The following is a 19,465-nucleotide window of genomic DNA, read 5'->3' as shown; positions in this document are numbered from 1 at the left end:
CAACGACGTATCCAGGAGTACCTTCGAACTAGAGGTACTTGTGATGCAGTCCTGGGTCCTGTGGGTGATCGTCGCCGCCGTCCTCGGCACGGCTGAGTTGATGGCAGCGACCTTCGACCTGCTCCTGCTCGCCATCGCGGCGCTCGCCGCGGCTGCGATCGCCGGGATCGGACTCGGGATCGGCTTCCAGGTACTCGCCTTCGCAGTCACCGCCGCGACGCTGGCAACCCTGGTCCGGCCGGTGGCACGCCGGCATCTGACCGGCCACCCGCATCTGCGCACCGGGGTGGCCGCGCTGATCGGACGGGAGGCCGTGGTGCTCGCTCCCTGCGACCGCGACGCCGGCCGCGTCCGGATCGGCGGGGAGGAGTGGAGCGCCCGTTCGTACGATCCCGACCTGCACATCCCCGCGGGCACCCGGGTCGACGTTTTCGCCATCGAGGGGGCCACCGCCCTCGTCCACCCTCAGGAGGAGCCATGGCCGAACTGATCATCGGAATCGTCGTCGCAGTGCTCGCGGTCGTGCTGGTACTGCGGACCGTCCGCATCGTCCCGCAGGCACGGGCGAGCAACGTCGAGCGCCTCGGCCGGTACCTGCGCACGCTGGAGCCCGGACTGAACGTCGTCATCCCGTTCGTCGACCGGCCCCGGCCGCTGATCGATCTGCGCGAGCAGGTGGTCTCGTTCCAGCCGAACTCCGTCATCACCGAGGACAACCTGGTCGTCCACATCGACACCGTCCTGTACTTCCAGGTCACCGATCCGCGGGCCGCGGCGTACGAGATCTTCAACTACATCCAGGCGATCGAGCAGCTGACCGTCACGACGCTGCGGAACGTGATCGGCAGCCTGGACCTCGAGAAGACGCTGACCTCGCGCGAGCACATCAACTCGATCCTGCGCGGCGTCCTCGACGAGGCGTCCGGCAAGTGGGGCATCCGGGTGAACCGGGTCGAGCTGAAGGCGATCGAGCCGCCGGCGTCGATCAAGGAGTCGATGGAGAAGCAGATGCGGGCCGAGCGGGAGAAGCGGGCCGCGATCCTGAACGCCGAAGGCCAGCGGCAGTCCCGGATCCTGACCGCGGAGGGCGACCGGCAGGCCGCGATCCTGCGGGCCGAGGGCCAGGCGAAGGCGATCGACACCGTGTTCGACGCGATCCACCGCAACGACCCGGACCCGAAGCTGCTCGCGTACCAGTACCTGCAGATGCTGCCCGAACTGGCGAAGGGACCCGGCAACACGTTCTGGGTCATCCCGTCCGAGGTCACGACGGCGTTGCAGAACGTCACCAAGGCGTTCACCGGCGAGCAGGCCGAGCCGGTGAAACCGGCCGCTCTCCCGTCGGAGAACGGCCACAACCCTGAAATCCCCCGGGCATAGTTGCCCCGTCACCAAATCGGTTGTCGCTCGATGTCACTATGGGCACATGGGGGAACCTTTGTTGCTCGCGCAGGCGATCGCCATCCCGACCGGGGTGGCGGTCCTGGCCTACCTGGTGGTCGGACTCGTCATCGGCATCGAGAGCATCGGCGTCCCGCTGCCGGGTGAGACCACCCTGGTAGCGGCCGCGCTGCTCGCCTCACAGCACCATCTGCGGATCGAGTTCGTGATCCTGGCGGCGGCCGCCGGCGCGATCATCGGCGACTCGATCGGGTACTTCGTCGGCCGCAAGGCAGGCCGCCGGTTGTTCGAACGGCTCGGCCGGCGGTTCCACCACTTCTCCGCGGACCGGATCGCCCGCGCCGAGAAGTACTTCCACAAGTACGGCGTCTGGACGGTGTTCTTCGGCCGGTTCGTCGCGCTGCTGCGGATCTTCGCGGGCCCGATGGCCGGCATGCTGCGGATGCACTACCCGCGCTTCCTGGCCGCCAACGCCGCCGGCGGCATCGCCTGGTCGGTCACCATCGGCGTCGTCGCGTACAAGGTCGGCGACAACGCCGACAAGATCTTCGGCCGGGTGTCGCTGTGGGCGCTGGTCGGGATCGCGGTCGTGGTGGTCACGCTGTACGTCGTCCACAAGGTCCGCACCCGGCGCAAGCACACCGACGTACTGGAGCCGGCTCCGGCCGAGTCAGCGGACGTGTAGCTGCAAGCCCGGGGTGGTGACGCCCTGCATCGGACGGCCGAACATCATCGCGCCCGGGACCACGAACCGGTAGACGAAGTCGCCCGGCTGCCCGGCCTTGAACGCCAGTGCGGTCTGCCCCTGGCGCATCGCCATCGCCTTGAGGTTCGCCCAGGTGCGGGTCTGCCGGTTCCAGGCCTGCAGCATGACGGTGGTGTTCAGGGCCGGCTTGACCGTCGCCGAGATGGTCACCATCGAGCCGGCCTTCTTGGCCGTGTCCCCGCCGGCGAACCCGGCCGACGCGAGCCGGACGACACTCTTCGTGTACGCCGGTTTGCTGGTCGAGGTCCCGGTGATCATGCCTGCCTTCGTGTACACCGGCACGGTGATCTTGTACGGGCGGCTCCCCGTGGTCGGCACGCCGATGTCGTAATACCCGCCCGCCGTCGTGGCACCACGCGCCGCCGGGGTCCACCGCGAGCCCGGCGTGACCTGCGTGAGGACCACGATCGGCACCCCGGCCGGTGTCGCCCGTTGACTCGTGCACGGGCTGTCCAGGTCGCAGCCGACCTGGTGCAGGATGACCCGCCCGCGGACCCGGATCGGCACACTGAACTGCGCCAGCGGCGGCACTGCGCCGCTGATCGAGCTGGTCAGGCCGAGGACCTGCCCACCGATCCGCGTGCTCCACTCGTTCGTCGTCCGGAGCTGGAAGGCGTACGGCGGCTTGATGCTCTTGATCACCTGCCGGTTCGACGTCGTCGCCGGGCCGATCACCTTCAGCAGTTGTCCGGGCCGTCCGACCATCGGCACGTACCGCTGCGTCTTCTTGCCCTTGACGTCCAGCGGGTCGTTCGGGGTGAAGTCCTGCGGCGCGACCGGCACCGACCATCTGATCAGCACCCCGCGCCCCTGCGGAGCCACCGCGGCCGCACTCGGCCGCACCGGCCCGTCGGTGTCGAACACCGGCGACTTGGCGAGCTTGCTGGTCACGCCGCCCTGCGACGTCCCGATCGCCACCGCGACCTTGTAGTTCCCGTCCGGCGGGAACGCCGAGGTCGGGATCTCCCAGTGGTTCGGGTCGCCGGCCGGGATGTACTTCACGTACGACGGGCTCTCGCTCAGCACACCCTCGATCGTGATCCGGTTCGGCTGGTTGGTGTCCTTCCAGGTCACCAGCACCGCCGCCCGGCCGTTGGGCGCCCAGGCCACCGCCACATCGCTCGGCGCCGGATCCGAGGCACACGCGGTCAGCGAGGTCGCACCCGCGACCACTGCCAGCGCCACGGCGAGCATCCGCCGCACTCGAACCACCTCGTCTCAGCTGCCTCACTGTGCCGGTGTCCCGACCGACCGGTGAACCATACCCAGTCCGCAGTACCTGATCCCCATGGCCGTTGCCGGATCGGTATCACGCTCCTACCGTGAGAGGAGCCACAGAGGGGGGAACACACACGATGGCGTTCATCGACACACCGAAGGAACCGGAGTTCTTCGACGCGAACCGGGCGCCGGCGGGGCATGTGCCCAACTTCGTCCAGACCTTCGCCGCACGCCCGGCCGTCTACGACGCCTGGAAGCAGCTAAACGGCGCGATCAAGGAGTCCATGGATCTGCGCCGCTACGAATTGGCCACGCTGGCCGCGGCGACCGCGCTGAAGTCGAGCTACTGCAGCCTCGCGCACGGGCAGGTGCTGGCCGACAAGTTCTACACGGCCGAGGAGGTGGCGGCGCTCGTCGACGAGCCGCCGAACAACCCGGTCGACGAGGCTGTGATGGCGTTCGCACGGAAGGTCGCGCTCGGAGCCGACGCGGTCACCCAGGCAGACGTCGACGGACTGAAAGCGCTCGGCCTGACCGATGCCGACGTACTCGACGTTGCCCTGGCCGCCGCGGCCCGTGCGTTCTTCTCCAAGACCTTGGACGCCACCGGCACGCAGCCCGACTCGGTCTTCAACAACCTGCCCGACACACTCCGTACGGCGCTGACCGTCGGCCGCCCGATCTACTCGGGGTGATTGTTCGGTCCGCCGCCGAGGTGGAACTTCGTGCTGACGCCGTTGTACATCAGGTGCGTGATCAGGCCCTGTGACGCGTGCGGCAGGTTGTGGCAGTGGTCCATCCAGATGCCCGGGTTGTTCGCTACGAAGGCCACCTCGTAGGTCTCCTTGTCCTCGACGTTGAGGGAGTCCGTCCACCACGGGCTCCCGGTCGCCTTGACCCCGTTCCGGCTGAGTACGACGAGGTGATGGCCGTGCAGGTGCATCGGATGGACCTGACCCGACGTGTTCTTGATCGTCATCCGGACGATGTCGCCCTCGCTCACCACGAACATCGGCACGTCCGGGTACTGGTGGCCGTTGATCGTCCACAACCGCAGCCCGGGCTTGCCGTCGAAGAAGCCGATCGTCCGGCCGATGTCGTACCGGAACACCCGCGTCGCCTTCGCCGGATCGAACCCGATCGCCTTCGGCGACCCGTAGGTCAGCAGATCCACCCGGTCCTTCGGCTCGGTCCCGCTCGGCGCGTCACCGTTCCCGATCACCAGCGTCGTCGGTCCGCCGCCGAGCGCGATCCGCACCGGCCTGTCCGTGCGCATCTCCAGATCGACCCGCCCGCCGGCCGTCACGAGCACCTTCTTCCCGCTCACCTCGGTCGGCGCGTTCACATCGGTCCCGTCGACCGCGACGACCTTGTACGGCGCGCCGTCGACCCAGATCGCCATCGGTCCGTTGTCGGTGTTGATCAACCGCACGCGTGCCGTCGGCCCCGGTGCCTTCACCCGCCGTTCGCCGTACTCGCCGTTGACCGTGCGGATCTTGTCGTAGGTGTGCACGACGGCGATCACGTCATTCGCCGCGGGCTGGACGATCAGCACGCCGTACAAACCCTTCTGCACCTGCTCGTGCGCGATCTGGTGCGAGTGGTACCAGTACGTGCCCGCGTCCTTCGCCACGAAGCGATACACGTACGACTGCCCCGGGCCGACCGCGTCCTGGGTGACACCCGCGACACCGTCCTCGGCATTCGGTACGTCGACACCGTGCCAGTGCAGCGTGATCCCGTCGGCCACATTGTCGTTGTGCAGCGTGACCTGGACCAGATCGCCTTGTTTTGCGACGATCCGCGGCCCCGGCGAGGTGTGGTTCAACGTGTAACCGTCGAACGAACCCCGCCCGGGGATGTCGAACCGCTCTTTGCGGGCGACCAGATCCACGACTACGTCGGGCTTCTGCGTCGGCGGTCCGGTCAGCTCGCTGACGTCGACGCCGTGATGCTCATGCTCCGACACCGGGCCACCGCCGTAGTCGGCGTACCCCATCGACATCGGCGACAGGTCGTTCGGGACCAGGCTGCGCGTCCAGAAGAACACCAGCGGCGTCAGTACGACGATTGTCGCGAGCAACGCGACCAGCACCCGGCGAGGCGGCAGCCGCAGCCTCACGGCCGCCGCCCGTCAGTTGCCAAAGGCATCTAAGCGGTCGCCTCGGTGGACTGCGCGGCAGCGGGCGCGGCCGGAGCAGCACCCACGCGGCGCGACGCCATGGCGGCGACACCGAGGAGTGCGAACGCGTTCAGGCCGTGCAGCAGACCGACCACCGGCGCACCGAACGAGACGAACGCGAGCGCGATCTGGAGCACGACCAGGCCGACCACGTACAGCGCCCATTTGACGCCGCCGGGGACCTTCGCGAAGAACGACGCGATCAGCAGCAGCAACGCCAGGATCGGAATCACCAGCATCCCGAACTGGCCGTGGAGCATGTGCCCGTAGTTGCCCTCGTAGTTCTTGTCGATGACCAGGCCGCCGTCCATGTCCTTGATCGCGGTGAACCAACCGACGGCGATGAACATTGCTTGCAGCACCACACCGATCGCGACGAGACCGGCCAGTACCCGATAGGTAGCTCTCATGACTTCCCCCCAAAGTAGCTTGCTTCATGGTGATGCAGATCACCTGAAGCGCACAAGAGGTTTAGCTGTGATTGCGGGTGAACGCCTGGTACAGACCGTGCAACGTCAGCAACGGTTCGTCGCGGACCGGCGTGGTCAGCTGGCCGACGAGGAGCGGAGCCAGCGCGCCGGTGAGGACGACCGGGCTGTTCGCGTTCAGAGACTGTTCGGTCCGGATCCGTGCGACCAGGCCGTCGACCAGCGCGGCGAAGCCGTGGATCGCACCGGACTGCAGCGCCTCGACCGTGTTCTTCGCGACCACCGACCGCGGCCGGACCAGCTCGACGCGGCGCAGCTGCGCGGCGGCGTACCCGAGCGCGTCGGTCGCCGTTTCGATGCCTGGGGCAATCACTCCGCCGATGAACGCGCCGGCCGGGCTGACCACGTCGATCGTGATCGCCGTACCGACATCGACGACCAGGCAGGGAGCGCCGTACTTGTGCACCGCGGCGAGTGCGTTCGCGATCCGGTCCGTGCCGACCTCGCGCGGGTTGTCGACGAGCACCGGCAGGCCGGTCTTCACGCCCGGCTCGACGACGACGCTCGGCACGTCCCGGTAGTAGCGCGCGACGACATCCCGCAACTCGTGCAGCACATGCGGTTCGGCGGAGCACACGGCGATCCCGGACACCGGCGACTCACCGGCGAGCAGGCCCTGCAGCAGCACGGCCCACTCGTCCGCCGTACGCCGTGGGTCCGTGCCGACCCACCAATGCCGCTTCACCGTGCCTTCGAACACCAGGCCGACCAGTGTCCTGGTGTTCTCGACGGCGACGGCCAGCAACATCAGGCCTCCCGGAGGTCCAGCGCGATATCGAGCACGGGAGCCGAGTGGGTCAGCGCACCGACCGCGAGGAAGTCGACCCCGGTCTCGGCGACCGCCCGGGCCTTGTCCAGCGTCAGTCCGCCCGAGGCCTCGAGTCGCGCACGGCCGCCGACCTTCTCGACCGCTTCGCGCAGCAGCGGGAGATCCATGTTGTCGAGCAGGATCAGCTCGGCGCCGGACTCGACCGCGATCAGCGCGTCGTCGACCGAGTCGACCTCGACCTCGATCGAGATATCCGGGTACGCCTTGCGCACCAGCCGGTACGCCTCCGCGACGCCACCGGCCGCGATCACATGGTTGTCCTTGATCAGCGCGGCATCCGAGAGGCCCATCCGGTGGTTCTTCCCGCCGCCGCAGCGGACGGCGTACTTCTCCAGGGACCGCAGCAGCGGCATCGTCTTGCGAGTGTCGCGGATGACCGCGCCGGTGCCCGCGACCGCGTCCACCCAGCGCCGGGTCAGCGTGGCGACACCGCTCAGGTGGCACAGCAGGTTCAGCGCGGTGCGCTCGGCGGTGAGCAGCTGACGGGTCTTGCCGCGGATCGTCATCAGGATGGCGCCGGCCTGCACGGACGCGCCGTCCCGAACGGAGTACTCGATCTCGAGCTCGTCCGGGGCGGCGACCAGGCGCAGTACGAGCTCGGCGATCTCCAGCCCGGCCACCACGCCGTCGGTGCGCGCGACCAGCTCGGCGACCGAGATCTGGTCCGGGTCGATGGTGGCCGTGGTGGTCACGTCGACGCCCCCGGCCAGGTCCTCCTCGATGGTTGCCCGCACGAGGTCGACGACCCATTCCCGGTCGACTGTCTCATCCATGCCGGTGATTCTCCTCGGAAACGTGGGGAACGAACGTGGCCTGCGGCACAGCCCGGTCGGCCAGGGCAGGCAGCGTCAGGTCCAGATTGCCGGACCAGTGCAGATCATCGCGATCCGGGTGGTCCTCGCGCCAGTGCGCACCACGACTTTCTTCCCGGGCGGTCGCGGCGGCCAGCAGCGCGGACGCGACGGTGACCAGGTTCGTCGCCTCCCATCCCGGCGTCCCGGGCTCGTCGGCGGGCTGCTCGATCAGCTTGCCGATCGTCGCACCCGCCTCGGACAGACCGGCCGCGCTGCGGATCACGCCGGCGCCGACGGTCATCGCCCGCTGCAGTTCGGGGACGACGTCCGCGTCGACGAGGCCCGGCGTACGGACGTCGACCGCCGGCTCCCGCTGCTCGGGCAGGCCGCCGTCGAGATGTGCGGCGATCCGGCGGGCGAACACGAGCCCTTCGAGCAACGAGTTCGACGCGAGCCGGTTGGCTCCGTGTACGCCGGTGCACGCGACCTCGCCACAGGCGTAGAGGCCGGGCACCGAGGTCTGACCGTCGAGGTCGGTCCACACACCGCCGGACGAGTAGTGGCAGGCCGGCGCGACGGGGATCAGCTCACGCACCGGGTCGATACCGTGCGAGCGGCAGGACGCGAGGATGGTCGGGAACCGCACCCGCCACTTCTCGTCGCCGAAGTGCCGGGCGTCGAGGTACACGTGATCCTTGCCGGTGGCAATCATCTGCCGCATGATCGCCTTCGCCACGATGTCGCGCGGCGCGAGGTCGGCGAGCTCGTGCTGGCCCTGCATGAAGCGCTTGCCGTTGTGGTCGACCAGGAACGCGCCCTCACCCCGGACAGCCTCGGAAACCAACGGCTGCTGGCCTTTCGCACTCTTGCCCAGCCAGAGCACGGTCGGGTGGAACTGAACGAACTCGAGGTCGCGCACCTTCGCCCCGGCCCGCAATGCCAGCGCCATGCCGTCACCAGTGGACACGCTCGGGTTGGTCGTTGCCGCATACAACTGTCCGAGACCGCCGGAGGCCAGGATGACGGCCCGGGTGCGGATCGCGCCGACGCCGTCCAGTTGGCCTTCGCCCATCACGTGCAACGTGACGCCGGCGACCGCGCCGTCCTCGGCGGTGAGCAGGTCGAGGACGAGTGCGTGCTCGATCAGCCGGATGTCCTTGGCCCGCTTGACCGCGGCGACCAGGGCCCGCTCGATCTCCGCTCCGGTCGCGTCGCCGCCGGCATGCGCGATGCGGTTGCGGTGGTGTCCACCCTCACGGCCGAGCGAGATCTCGCCGTCGGCCAACGTGTCGAAACGCGCGCCCAACTCGATCAGGTCGCGCACCGCGTCGGGACCCTCGGTGACGAGCACACGGACAGCTTCCGGGTCGCTCAGCCCGGCACCCGCGACCAGCGTGTCCCGCAGGTGCTCCTCGGGCGAGTCCTCCGGGTCGAGCGCGGCGGCGATGCCACCCTGAGCCCACTGTGTGGATCCGGACGCAACAACGTCCTTGGTCACCACGAGCACGGAGCCCAGCTCACGCGCCTTCAACGCAGCGGACAGCCCGGCAACGCCCGAGCCGATCACCACCACGTCCACGGAGTCGGTCCAGCCAGGTTCAGGCGCGGCCAACCGTTGTGGGACTGCGGGTGCGGTCATCCCGCGACCGTATCAACCGATTTCATCGAAGGGTGATGGAAATGTTGTCAATGAGACGGGTCAGACCTACCCGGGCGGCGATCAGCATGCGCGCCTCCCCCGGCCCGATGACGGGACCCAGATCGGGCGCGCGGAGGGCCAGGTAGTCGATCTTGACCGACGGAACGGCCTCCAACTCGGCCTGGGCGGCGGTCATCACCGCGTCCGGGCCGTTCATCCCGGCCTTCGCACCGGCGCTCAGCGCGCGGTACAGCACCAGCGCCTCGTCACGCTCGGTCTCGCTCAGGTACCGGTTGCGTGAGGACATCGCGAGCCCGTCCGGCTCGCGCACTGTCGGCACCGGCACGATGTCGACGTCCATGTCCAGGTCGCACACCATCTCGCGGATCAGCGTCAGCTGCTGGTAGTCCTTCTCACCGAACAGCGCCAGATCGGGCGCGGTCAGGTGCAACAGCTTCGAGACCACGGTCAGTACGCCGGAGAAGTGCCCGGGCCGGAACACGCCTTCCAGCTCGTCGGCCAACGGTCCCGGGTGGACGGTGATCGACGGCTCGTTCGGATACAGCTCGTCGCGCGACGGGTTGAAGACCAGGTCGACCCCCTCGTTCTTCGCGATCGCCAGGTCGCTGGCCAGCGTCCGCGGGTACCGGTCGAAGTCCTCCGACGGCCCGAACTGCAACGGGTTCACGAAGATCGTCAGCACCACGCTGCCGTCCGGTCCGACCCGCTCGCGGGCCTCGGCCAGCAACGCCGCGTGGCCCTCGTGCAGGGCGCCCATCGTCATCACGACCGCCCGGGGCCGGATCGCGGCCGCTGCCCGCAGTTCGGCCTTGGTCTGGGTGAGTCTCATCGCGGTGTCTCCCCTGTCCGATCCTGCCCTGGGACCCCTGCCCGGTGCCCGTCTAGCACCTGCGTGAACCGGCGGGCCGTCTCCGCGTCCAGCCGCCCGTCCGCCTCCACCATCTCCACCGTCGCGCGGGCCAGCTCGGCGTACGTCGTCGCCGTGCGGTCCCGCAGTACCTGTAGTGCTGTCAGATGTGCTGCCACCGTGTCGACATCGCCGCGGGCGATCGGCCCGGTGAGCGCATGATGACCGGATCGCAGCGTGTTGTCGAGGGTTGCGGCCAGCAACGGCCGCAGCGTCGCCACCGGATCGGCCACGCCGGCCTCCCGCAGTACGCCGATCGCCTGGGAGACCAAGGTGGTCAGGTGGTTCGCACCGTGCACGAGACCGGCGTGGTACCGCGCTCGCTGCTCGTCGGCGACCCACTGCACCTGTGCCCCCAGCGACTTCACCAGTCGCTCGACAACCGGTCGGTCCGCGTCGGGAGCGGTCGCGGTGAACATGACGTCGTCCAGCTGCACCAGACCGCCGGGAAAGGTCATCGAGGGGTGCAAGGCGACCGGTGTCGCAGCCAGACCTTCGAGCGGGCCCAGCCCGTGCGCGCCGGACAGGTGTACGACGTACTGCGCGCTGGTCAACGGCAGCGTCTGCGCCACGTCACGGATCAGGTCATCTGGTACGGCGACCAGCACGACGTCGGCGCGCTTGGTGACCTCGTCGGCGGTCAGCACCGGCACAGCGGGCAGTAACTGGGCAACGCGGTCCCGGGACGCGTCCGAACGCGCCGTCACTCCGACCAACCGATACCCGGCTGCCGCCAAGGCTGCTCCCACGGCGGTCCCGGCCCGGCCGGCTCCGATCAAGCCGATCCGTTCCATCACTCACTCTCTTCTCGTTCCAGTCCCACGCGGGGTACCAGACGATCTACTTGTCAGAGTAGGTGATGAGAGCATGTGGCCGTGAGCGATGCGTGGGCAGCACAGAGCGGATTGACCGCGATTCTGATCACAGTGCCCGAGCTGGCGGCGTATACCGATCGTTGGCGTTCGGTGTCACGGTCGACAGCTCGGCCCCAGGTCCCACTGACAGAGCTGATCCCACCGCATGTGACTGTGCTGGTCCCGTGGGTTGCCGAGCCCAGCGACGCCGATATTGCTCGCCTGCGGTCTGCTGTTTCGTCCATCGAGCCTTTTGAGCTCAGCTTCCCGACCGCTGGTCAGTTCCCGAACGGCACGGCCTGGCTGAAGCCGGAACCGTTCGACACCGTCCGCTCATTACTTCACAGCGTGTTCGCAGCCTTCCCGGAGTGCCCGCCGTACGGCGGTGAGATCCCGGACGTGCAACCGCACCTGACCATCTCGTCGTCCACGCAGGGCGGTCCGGCCGTCGTGGCCGAGGCGAACGCCGCTCTGGCCGCGACGCCGGCCCCGACGGTCCAGCTGACGGAGCTGGGCCTGTGGCGCGAGGACTCGTCCGGGGTCTGGCATCAGTTCGGCGCCGTACCGCTCGGATGACCTTTCGAGCGGCCTGGCAGCAGGCTCTGTACGGACCCGACGGCTTCTACCGCCGGGAGCGGCCGTCCGCCCATTTCCGTACGTCGGTGCACGCGTCGACGCTCTTCGGGCAGGCCATCGCCCGCCTGGCTCGTCTGCTCGAGCTGGACCAGGTCGTGGATATCGGCGCCGGCTCCGGCGAGCTGGGCAAGGTACTCCGCGCCGACGGCCTCACCGTCCTGGACATCGAGCTGGACGACGACCTCCCCGAGCACCTCTCCGGGTTGGTGATCGCCAACGAGTGGCTCGACAACATCCCCTGCGAGGTCGTCGAGTGGGACGACGAAGGCATGCCCCATTACCTGCTCGCCGATTCGTCCCCCGGACCGCTTGTCAAAGGCAACGATCTGGCCTGGCTGGACCGCTGGTGGCCTGGTGAGCCGGGTGATCGGGCTGAGATCGGAACCACGCGTGACGAGTCCTGGGCCGGCGTGATCGACCGGCTCGCACCAGGGAGTCTCGCCGTTGCGATCGACTACGGCCACCTGAAGGCAGGCAGGCCGCCGTACGGGACGCTGACCGGCTTCCGCAACGGCCGCGAGTGCGACCCGATACCGGACGGCACTTGCGACATCACCGCCCACGTAGCTCTGGACTCTCTGGGCGGCACCATCGTGAGCCAGCGCGACGCCCTACGAGCCCTGGGCGTCAGCGCAACCAGACCACCGCTCGACCTGGCGCAAACTGACCCGATGCGCTATCTGTCCGAGCTGTCCTCGGCCGGTGAAGCAGCCGAGCTACTGTACCCGTCCGGCCTCGGCGGGTTCGGCTGGGTCTGGACCGCGAAAGGCGCCGACACCGTACGCCGGGCCTCGCGAGCCCTGTCCGCCTGAGCCTGCACCAGCGCGGCAGCCTCCACCTGGTCGCGGTGCAAGGCAATGGCGTCTGTCGGCCCGAGCGGGGTATCCACATGCACGTTGGCCAGCCCCAGCCGCCGCTGCAGCGGGCCCTGCTCCATGCGCACGGATTGCGTCTTGTGGTGCAGCACGATCGACGTACGGCGGCTCACCCAGCCCCGCGTGGTGACCATGACCTGGTCGTCCACGCCGTACGTCAGGTAGCGCCAGCCGATCGGGCGCAGCCACTTGGCCCGCTCCGGCGCCACGTGCAGCTGGATACCGGCCAGATCGAACCCAGGCAGCACGCGGGAGAGCACGTAGGCCACCTCGGTACGCTCACCGACCGGCAGCAACTGCGCGCCCTCGTTGTCGTTGTCACCGTCTTCCTTCTGACCAGCCACACCGGCGATGTCCAACTCGACCCGGGACCAGCCGATCAGCCGCCAGATCAGCGGCTCGGTGATCAGCAGGCCCTGCACGCGGCCTGGCGGGATCGTCTGTCGCTGTACGTCGAACAGCCCGCGCTTGGTCCGCAGACCGTGGCTGGTGTCGGACAGGGTGAATCCGTGGTTGCCGACGACCTGCTTCCAGATCGGCTGCACCACACCGAGCAGCAGCGGCAGACCGGCGAACAGACCGATGTGGAAGTTCAGCACCATGGTCGCGACGATCAACCAGATCAGTGCGCCGGCACTACCCACGACGGTCGACGACAGCAGGGTCGCGCCGAGCAGACGGGTGGTCGGGACAGTCAGCAGCGGCGGAGCCTCGGCCTCGGCCAACTGCTCGCTCTCCTGCTCCTCAGCGGCCTGTTGGCCCTTTGCACGGACGAGCAGCGTCGTACGCAGCGCCTGCGCCTCGTCGTACCCGAAATAGCTCAGCCTGCCGTCACTCTTGCCGCCCCCGGCCACATCCATCCGCAGCTCGGCCATGCCGAACAGCCTCGCCACGAACGGCTGCGCGACGTCGATCGCCTGGATCCGGTCGAACCGGATGATCCTGGTACGCCGGAACAGGAAGCCGCTGTCCACGCGGACCGCATCGCCGGTGAGCTGCCACTTGGTGAACCACCAGGACAGTGCGCCGAGCGCGATGCCTCCGACCAGGACCGCGGCCAGGCCGATGCCGGCGAACGTCAGGTTCTGCCGCAGACCCTCGTTGTTGACCAGCGCGACGGCTGCGACGACGAAGTACCCCCAGCCCTTGACGAACGGGGTCAGTGGGTGCAGCCGCTGCCCCACAACTTCAGCGGTTTGCTGTGTCACCGGTTCCTGGGTCACAGGCCCCACGCCTGCGCCTGACCGAGGGCGGACAGCCGGTCACGCAGCCGACCGGCCTCGTCGGGGTGCAGCCCCGGGATCTTGGCGTCGGTCGCCGGGGTGGCGGTGTGCAGCTCCACGGTGGCCATCCCGTACGCACGCTCCAGCGGCCCGGCCGTCACGTCGACGAACTGCATCCGGCCGTACGGCACGACAACCAGCTCGCGGAACATGATCCCGTGGCTGACCAGCAGCTCGTCCTCGCGTTCGGCGTACCTCCAGGACCGCTGGTTGCGCCCGATCAGGATCCACGCCCAGGCCAGTGCGAGCGCGATCACGACCACCGCGAGTACGCCGTACAGCCAGCCCAGCGTCAGCCCGAGCGCGAGCAGCGCCGCGATCGCGGCCAGCCCCGCCACGATCGACGCGTTCAGCCGACGCAGCGTCGCCAGCTTGGGCGAGACCGGCGTCCAACTGACATCCGAGGGTGCGAAGAGGTCATCCACGTACCCAGCCTGTCACGATAGGGGGCATGAGCACGGAAAGAGTCGTCGGAGTCGGGGCCGGAGCTGCCGGATTCGACCCTGCTTATGAGCGTGGTGGAGCCGGATCGGACCTGCCGACCACCGACATGGTGCTCAACATCGGTCCGCAGCATCCGGCGACCCACGGCGTACTGCGATTGCGGCTCACCCTCGACGGCGAGCGCATCGTGAGCTGCGAGCCGATCATCGGCTACATGCACCGCGGCGCCGAGAAGCTGTTCGAGGTCCGCGACTACCGGCAGATCATCGTGCTGGCGAACCGGCACGACTGGCTGTCGGCGTTCGCGAACGAACTCGGCGTCGTGATCGCGGTCGAGCGGATGATGGGACTCGAGGTGCCGGACCGGGCGGTCTGGCTGCGGACCCTGCTGGCCGAGCTGAACCGGGTGCTGAACCACCTGATGTTCCTCGGCTCGTACCCGCTCGAGCTCGGCGCGATCACGCCGGTGTTCTACGCGTTCCGCGAGCGCGAGACGATCCAGGCGGTGATGGAGGAGCTGTCCGGCGGCCGGATGCACTACATGTTCAACCGGGTCGGCGGACTCAAGGAGGACCTCCCGTACGGCTGGCTCGGTCGCGCGGCCGCCGCCTCCGCCGCGGTCCGCAAGCGCCTGCCAGATATCGAGGAGATCATCCTCGGCAACGAGATCTTCCGGGCCCGCACGATCGGTGTCGGCAAGCTCGCCCCAGAGCTCATCGCGCAGTACGGCGTCTCCGGCCCGATCGCCCGCGCCTCAGGTGTGGACGCCGACCTCCGCCGCGACGAGCCCTACCTCGCGTACGGCGATCTGCAAGACGTACTCCGCGTGGTCACCCGCCCCGAAGGCGACTGCTACGCCCGCTTCTCCGTGCTGCTCGAACAGGTGAAGGTCTCGCTCGACCTGGTCGACGCCTGCCTCGACAAGCTGTCCACGCTGCCGGCCGGACCGGTGAACGTGCGGCTGCCGAAGATCCTCAAGGTTCCCGAGGGCCAGACGTATGCCTGGACCGAGAGCCCGCTCGGCATCAACGGCTACTACCTGGTCTCGCGCGGGGACAAGACGCCGTGGCGCCTGAAGCTCCGCTCGGCCAGCTTCAACAACATCTCCGCACTTCCGGCCTTGCTGCCCGGCACGATGATCCCCGACATGATCGCGATCCTCGGCAGCATGTTCTTCGTCGTCGGGGACATCGACAAGTAGCGCGTCAGAACTCGCGCCCGGCCACCGGTGGCCGGTGTGCGCCGGCGATCAGCTGCACGAGGCCGGCCACCGGCAGCGGCTTCCCCGGATCGGCGTGCCCGGCCGCCCGCTGCTTCGCCGTACTCGCCTTCGACAGGTACGGCGTCACGTACGCCGCCGTCTCGGGCTCGAAACGCCAGCTCTCGCTCAGCGGACCGACGTCGACCACGTCGAACCCCAGCGTCTGGATCAGGGTCGTGGCCGAGGCCTTCGCGTCCGCGTCGTCGCCGGCGATCGGCAACGCACTGCGATCGGTTGCATCGGCGGGCCGGGCAAGCGTGACGATGTTCCGGGCGCTGATGTTGTTGAACGCCTTCACGGTGTGGGCCTCGGGCAAGTGCTCCTGCAACAGCTGCGCCGTCGTCACCAGCTCGCGGTCGAGCCGATCGATCCGGCCGTCGCGATGCGGGTAGTAGTTCATCGTGTCCAGCACGACCTTGCCGGCGAACGGTTCGACCGGCAGTTCGGCGTACCGACCGAGCGGGATGGTCACGAGGACCCAGTCGCCGGCGCGCACGGCGTCCTCGACGGTCGCGGCGCGGACGCCGAGGTCGCGGACCTTGTCGGCAAGGCTCTCCGGGCCGCGGGAGTTCGCCATCACCACGTCGAGGCCCGCGTCGACCGCGAGCCATGCGACCACCGAGCCGATGTTCCCGCTGCCGATGATTCCCAGTGTCGACATCGCCCTAGCTCCTTGCTGCGCTCAGCAAGTCCTGTAGCGGTTCGCGGATGCCGTCGGCGACGGCGAACACGCCGCGGGACTCGGGCGCGTGGTCGGTGCCGTCGAGATCGAGGACGGTGACGCCGGCCTCGCGGCAGATCGCCACGCCGGCCATCGTGTCCCACGGCTTGTTGGAGAACATGATCAGCGCGTCGAAGTACCCGTTCGCGGTCCAGGTGAGCGCGGTCGCCGCCGTACCGATCATCCGCAGCCGCTGCACGCGCGGGTACAGGCGCTGGGTCAGGGCGAGCCGATCGGCGTTCAGCGCGTCGGCGTTCGGCCCGACGGCATAGTCGCCCACGGCAACCAATGCCTCGGTCAGGTCGGTGCACTCACTGCCCCGGATCGGCTTCCCGTTGCAGGTGGCACCGAGCCCTTCGGCGGCGACGTACGTCGTGTCCAGCGCCGGGTGATCGATCACGCCGGCGACGGCCCGCCCTTCGTGGATCAGGCCGAGCGAGATCGCCCACAGCGGTACGCCGTGGATGAAGTTGACCGTGCCGTCGACCGGGTCGAGGACCCAACGCGTGCCGTCGGTCGCGCCGCCCTCCTCCTCGCCGAGCACCCCGATCTCCGGGGTCTCCCGCTCGAGAAACGCCCGCACCTCCCGCTCGACGGCGAAGTCGACCTCGGAGGCCATGTCCCGATCCCCCTTGGACGTCAACTCCCCCACCGCCCGCGACTGTGTCACCACCCGCCCCCGCGCAACAGCAGCCTCGGCAACCTTCAGCAACTCCGCAAGATCCACACCTCAGAACCTACGCGATGCCCAACTCCCGGCGTCGACGGCGCCAGGCGGCGGCTGCGGCTACTCCGCCGATCGCCAAGGCGCCGACCGCCGCGGCCTGGCCGATCTTGATCGGGCAGCCGCTGGCGCAATCCGGGATGGCATACGGCTGGCCGGGGTTCAGTTCGTGGGTCTCGTCGGCCGACACGTACGCCTCCTCGGCCGGGAACGGGAAGCCCTCCGGGTTCAGCAGCCGGTACCAATACAGGTCGTCCCAGGCCTTACGCCGGCACGTCACGTTCACCGATGGCGACTCGTACGGCGTCGGCCCCAGTTGCCCGATCGGGAGATGATCCTCGTTGTAGACCGTGACATGGCCGTTCGGATCGTTCATCGTCACAGCCGGGTAGTTCGCATCCAGCCCCATGACCGCAGTATGGGCGCAGGACTCAGGACGCGGCCAGACCTCGGAGCCTGAGGTCCACAACGGTCGGCGCGTCGGCCTGGGAATGCTTGTCGCCGGCGGCAACGACCGTGGCGACCTCTTCGTCGATCTTGTCGAGGCGCTGGTCGATCTTGTCCAGCCGGCGCTGCATCAGGTCGACGAACTCCGCGTTCTCGACCACGCGGGCGCTGGTGATCCGCGAGTACTCCTGCGCGACCTGCGCGCGCTCGTCCGAGTGGGCCAGCCGCTCGACCAGCAACTGGTGGCGGAACAGGACAGCGCCGGCGATCGCGACCAGAGCCGCACCGACCGCGGCCGCCCGGAGGATCCAGGCATTCTGCGAGAAGAGCGCGACACTCACGCCCAGGCAGACAACGATCAGAGATACGTTGGCAACGGTGAGAACGGTGGTCCTGGTTCGACGGCGGCTACCCCTTGACCCCATGGACCGACATGTTAGGGGGTCTCGTCGGGGTCCTCGGGAATGCGACACGCGCGTTCGAGCAACAATCCGGCCGTGACGACCAGCACAGAGATCACCGCCGCCGCGGCGGCCATGATCACACGGTTACGAGGACCGGAAGAGCCCATCGCTTGGAGAAACCTTAACGCGAACCCTGCGTAAACCCCGGTACACAACGCGCCGACGAAAGCGCTGGCCTTCCCGATCATCAACAGGAACACCGCACGGGACGGTTCCATCCGCTCCCGGCGGACCTGGATCCGCTGATGGGTGTTGCGGGCGGCGGCGAACAGCAGCGCGGCGAGGAAGGCCCAAGCGATCAGCGTCAGCCACGACACCGCCGGCGCGACCCCGCCGCCGGACTCGATCGCCTGCACCACCGTGACACCGATCGCGAGCCCGAGGACGGCGATCGCGATCAGCAGCCGGCGAGACGTCGGCCGCACCGAGCCCGGACGTGGCGGCTCCTGCTTGTCCCGGGGTGCCTGCCCCGGCTCGGGACCGCCGGACACCACTACTGCAGCTCGATGTCGAGCTTGGTCACGCCGTCGGTCCCGACCTTGGCCAGCAGCTCGGAGACCGGGCCGTGGCCCGGCAGGACGGCGTCCCGCTCGATGTCGAGCCAGGGTGCGAGCACGAACGCACGCTCGTGCGCCCGCGGGTGCGGGATCGTCAGCTCCTCGGTCTCGATCGTCTTCTGCCCGTAGGTGATCAGGTCGACGTCGAGGGTCCGCGGTGCACCCGGCACGCTGCGCTCCCGGCCGAACGCCTGCTCGATCGCCTGGGCGCGCTCGAGCAGCAGGTCGACGGCCAGCGTGGTGTCGGCGAGCAGGACGATGTTCAGGTACGGGCCGGACTCCTCCGGGCCGCCGATCGGCTGGGTCTCGTACACCGGCGAGACCTCGACCACGACGACGTCCGGGGTGTCCCGCAGCGCATCGACCGCGCCCTGCAGGTTCGCCTCACGGTCGCCGAGGTTGCTGCCGAGCGACAGGATCAGCTGGCGGATCGGCTTCAGACCACCGCTCAGGGTGTCCGCGTCGATGACGTGGGGACTAGGGGTCTCAGTCACGAGGATTCTCCGGCTCTGCGCTGCACGGTCAGGACAACGTCGTCGAACGGCACCGAGATCGGCGCCGAGGGTTTGTGGATGGTGACCGCCGTCGCTGTCACCCGCTTGTCGGCGAGGCAGAGATCGGCGATGCGCTGGGCGAGGGTCTCGATCAGATCCACCGGGTCGGTCTCGATCGCCCGGTGCACCTGCTCGGCCACCACCCCGTAGTTCACAGTGTCGGCCAGGTCGTCGGAGGCCGCGGCGGACCGGGTGTCCAGCTCCAGCCTGACATCCACGACGAACTCCTGTCCGTCGGTCCGCTCGTGCTCGAAGACCCCGTGGCGCCCGAAACCGCGGATGCCCCGGATCTCGATCACGTCAGAAGGCGATACGGGACTACTCATCCACGTCCTCGCTTCGCTGCGGGCGCGGATGAGGCACGAGCGCACGGTGCTTGATGGTGACCTCGCTCCGC

The 19,465-nt window shown here is 68.7% G+C and carries 23 protein-coding genes and 1 pseudogene; 7 read left to right on the top strand and 17 right to left on the bottom strand.

What is annotated here, in order from left to right; genetic code table 11:
* Nucleotides 1-43 precede the first annotated feature (43 nt).
* Genes AB0J62_RS31715 through AB0J62_RS31705 form a run of 3 tightly spaced genes read left to right on the top strand, consistent with a single transcriptional unit; the run spans nt 44 to nt 2,086 of the window.
* Nucleotides 44-490 (top strand): NfeD family protein, encoded by a 447-nt coding sequence (locus AB0J62_RS31715; RefSeq protein ID WP_363878801.1) that lies wholly within the window; start codon nt 44-46, stop codon nt 488-490.
* Nucleotides 478-1,380: an SPFH domain-containing protein gene (locus tag AB0J62_RS31710; protein WP_363878798.1), complete on the top strand. Its 903-nt coding sequence runs from the start codon at nt 478-480 to the stop codon at nt 1,378-1,380. The genes AB0J62_RS31715 and AB0J62_RS31710 overlap by 13 nt, the downstream gene beginning before the upstream one ends.
* Before the next feature lie 46 nt (nt 1,381-1,426).
* Nucleotides 1,427-2,086, top strand: a complete 660-nt coding sequence (locus AB0J62_RS31705; protein ID WP_363878795.1) for a DedA family protein — start codon at nt 1,427-1,429, stop codon at nt 2,084-2,086.
* On the opposite strand, the gene AB0J62_RS31700 is transcribed toward AB0J62_RS31705, so the two are convergent.
* Nucleotides 2,072-3,361: a hypothetical protein gene (locus tag AB0J62_RS31700; RefSeq protein ID WP_363879244.1), complete on the bottom strand. Its 1,290-nt coding sequence runs from the start codon at nt 3,359-3,361 to the stop codon at nt 2,072-2,074. The two genes, AB0J62_RS31705 and AB0J62_RS31700, sit on opposite strands and share 15 nt — an antisense overlap.
* A gap of 161 nt (nt 3,362-3,522) precedes the next feature.
* Here AB0J62_RS31700 and AB0J62_RS31695 point away from each other — a divergent pair, with 161 nt between their 5' ends.
* Nucleotides 3,523-4,083, top strand: coding sequence for a carboxymuconolactone decarboxylase family protein (locus tag AB0J62_RS31695; RefSeq protein ID WP_363878792.1), 561 nt, complete (start codon nt 3,523-3,525; stop codon nt 4,081-4,083).
* Here the strand turns inward: AB0J62_RS31695 and AB0J62_RS31690 are convergent.
* The 7 genes from AB0J62_RS31690 to AB0J62_RS31660 form a co-directional block, all read right to left on the bottom strand.
* Nucleotides 4,071-5,510: a multicopper oxidase family protein gene (locus AB0J62_RS31690; protein WP_363878789.1), complete on the bottom strand. Its 1,440-nt coding sequence runs from the start codon at nt 5,508-5,510 to the stop codon at nt 4,071-4,073. The two genes, AB0J62_RS31695 and AB0J62_RS31690, sit on opposite strands and share 13 nt — an antisense overlap.
* A gap of 29 nt (nt 5,511-5,539) precedes the next feature.
* Nucleotides 5,540-5,980: a hypothetical protein gene (locus AB0J62_RS31685; protein WP_363878786.1), complete on the bottom strand. Its 441-nt coding sequence runs from the start codon at nt 5,978-5,980 to the stop codon at nt 5,540-5,542.
* Between the two features lie 61 nt (nt 5,981-6,041).
* Nucleotides 6,042-6,806: a type III pantothenate kinase gene (locus AB0J62_RS31680; protein WP_363878783.1), complete on the bottom strand. Its 765-nt coding sequence runs from the start codon at nt 6,804-6,806 to the stop codon at nt 6,042-6,044.
* Nucleotides 6,806-7,660 (bottom strand): carboxylating nicotinate-nucleotide diphosphorylase, encoded by an 855-nt coding sequence (nadC, locus tag AB0J62_RS31675; RefSeq protein WP_363878780.1) that lies wholly within the window; start codon nt 7,658-7,660, stop codon nt 6,806-6,808. The genes AB0J62_RS31680 and nadC overlap by 1 nt, the downstream gene beginning before the upstream one ends.
* Nucleotides 7,653-9,320 carry an L-aspartate oxidase gene (locus AB0J62_RS31670; RefSeq protein ID WP_363878777.1) on the bottom strand — a complete coding sequence of 556 codons (1,668 nt, stop codon included), beginning with the start codon at nt 9,318-9,320 and terminating at the stop codon, nt 7,653-7,655. The genes nadC and AB0J62_RS31670 overlap by 8 nt, the downstream gene beginning before the upstream one ends.
* A 22-nt stretch (nt 9,321-9,342) precedes the next feature.
* The gene (panC, locus tag AB0J62_RS31665; protein WP_134109822.1) at nt 9,343-10,170 is read right to left on the bottom strand and encodes a pantoate--beta-alanine ligase; all 828 of its coding nucleotides are present in this window, start codon (nt 10,168-10,170) and stop codon (nt 9,343-9,345) included.
* Nucleotides 10,167-11,042: a Rossmann-like and DUF2520 domain-containing protein gene (locus AB0J62_RS31660; RefSeq protein ID WP_363878773.1), complete on the bottom strand. Its 876-nt coding sequence runs from the start codon at nt 11,040-11,042 to the stop codon at nt 10,167-10,169. Before AB0J62_RS31660 ends, panC begins: the two co-directional genes overlap by 4 nt.
* A gap of 81 nt (nt 11,043-11,123) precedes the next feature.
* Here AB0J62_RS31660 and AB0J62_RS31655 point away from each other — a divergent pair, with 81 nt between their 5' ends.
* Together AB0J62_RS31655 and AB0J62_RS31650 are read left to right on the top strand one after the other, a co-directional pair.
* Nucleotides 11,124-11,678, top strand: a complete 555-nt coding sequence (locus tag AB0J62_RS31655; RefSeq protein ID WP_363878770.1) for a 2'-5' RNA ligase family protein — start codon at nt 11,124-11,126, stop codon at nt 11,676-11,678.
* Nucleotides 11,675-12,310, top strand: a pseudogene (locus AB0J62_RS31650) (SAM-dependent methyltransferase); the annotation flags it as partial. The gene AB0J62_RS31655 and the pseudogene AB0J62_RS31650, both read left to right, overlap by 4 nt.
* A 104-nt stretch (nt 12,311-12,414) precedes the next feature.
* On the opposite strand, the gene AB0J62_RS31645 reads toward AB0J62_RS31650, so the two are convergent.
* Nucleotides 12,415-13,821: a PH domain-containing protein gene (locus AB0J62_RS31645; RefSeq protein ID WP_363878767.1), complete on the bottom strand. Its 1,407-nt coding sequence runs from the start codon at nt 13,819-13,821 to the stop codon at nt 12,415-12,417.
* An 11-nt stretch (nt 13,822-13,832) separates the two neighbouring features.
* Nucleotides 13,833-14,321, bottom strand: coding sequence for a PH domain-containing protein (locus tag AB0J62_RS31640; protein WP_363878763.1), 489 nt, complete (start codon nt 14,319-14,321; stop codon nt 13,833-13,835).
* 26 nt (nt 14,322-14,347) lie between these two features.
* Here AB0J62_RS31640 and AB0J62_RS31635 point away from each other — a divergent pair, with 26 nt between their 5' ends.
* Nucleotides 14,348-15,541 (top strand): NADH-quinone oxidoreductase subunit D, encoded by a 1,194-nt coding sequence (locus AB0J62_RS31635; protein ID WP_363878760.1) that lies wholly within the window; start codon nt 14,348-14,350, stop codon nt 15,539-15,541.
* A gap of 4 nt (nt 15,542-15,545) precedes the next feature.
* On the opposite strand, the gene AB0J62_RS31630 is transcribed toward AB0J62_RS31635, so the two are convergent.
* The 7 genes from AB0J62_RS31630 to folB all read right to left on the bottom strand — a co-directional run bounded on the left by AB0J62_RS31630 (nt 15,546) and on the right by folB (nt 19,394).
* Complete coding sequence (locus tag AB0J62_RS31630) at nt 15,546-16,262, bottom strand: NAD(P)-binding domain-containing protein (protein WP_363878757.1); 717 nt, start codon at nt 16,260-16,262, stop codon at nt 15,546-15,548.
* A gap of 4 nt (nt 16,263-16,266) precedes the next feature.
* Complete coding sequence (locus AB0J62_RS31625; protein WP_363878754.1) at nt 16,267-17,049, bottom strand: inositol monophosphatase family protein; 783 nt, start codon at nt 17,047-17,049, stop codon at nt 16,267-16,269.
* A gap of 10 nt (nt 17,050-17,059) precedes the next feature.
* On the bottom strand, nt 17,060-17,455 hold the full coding sequence (locus AB0J62_RS31620; protein ID WP_363878751.1) for a hypothetical protein: 396 nt from the start codon (nt 17,453-17,455) through the stop codon (nt 17,060-17,062).
* Nucleotides 17,456-17,477: 22 nt separating this feature from the next.
* Nucleotides 17,478-17,834: a hypothetical protein gene (locus AB0J62_RS31615; protein WP_238160667.1), complete on the bottom strand. Its 357-nt coding sequence runs from the start codon at nt 17,832-17,834 to the stop codon at nt 17,478-17,480.
* A 95-nt stretch (nt 17,835-17,929) separates the two neighbouring features.
* Nucleotides 17,930-18,448: a DUF3180 domain-containing protein gene (locus AB0J62_RS31610; RefSeq protein ID WP_238160668.1), complete on the bottom strand. Its 519-nt coding sequence runs from the start codon at nt 18,446-18,448 to the stop codon at nt 17,930-17,932.
* Between the two features lie 2 nt (nt 18,449-18,450).
* Complete coding sequence (gene folK, locus AB0J62_RS31605) at nt 18,451-19,008, bottom strand: 2-amino-4-hydroxy-6-hydroxymethyldihydropteridine diphosphokinase (protein WP_134109843.1); 558 nt, start codon at nt 19,006-19,008, stop codon at nt 18,451-18,453.
* Nucleotides 19,005-19,394, bottom strand: a complete 390-nt coding sequence (gene folB / locus AB0J62_RS31600) for a dihydroneopterin aldolase (protein ID WP_363878745.1) — start codon at nt 19,392-19,394, stop codon at nt 19,005-19,007. Before folB ends, folK begins: the two co-directional genes overlap by 4 nt.
* Nucleotides 19,395-19,465: the final 71 nt, after the last annotated feature.

It is taken from the genome of Kribbella sp. NPDC049584, assembly GCF_040675555.1.
Taxonomy (GTDB): Bacteria; Actinomycetota; Actinomycetes; order Propionibacteriales; family Kribbellaceae; genus Kribbella.
Note: the sequence above shows the minus strand (reverse complement) of the source record. Positions and strands in the feature narration are given on the sequence as shown.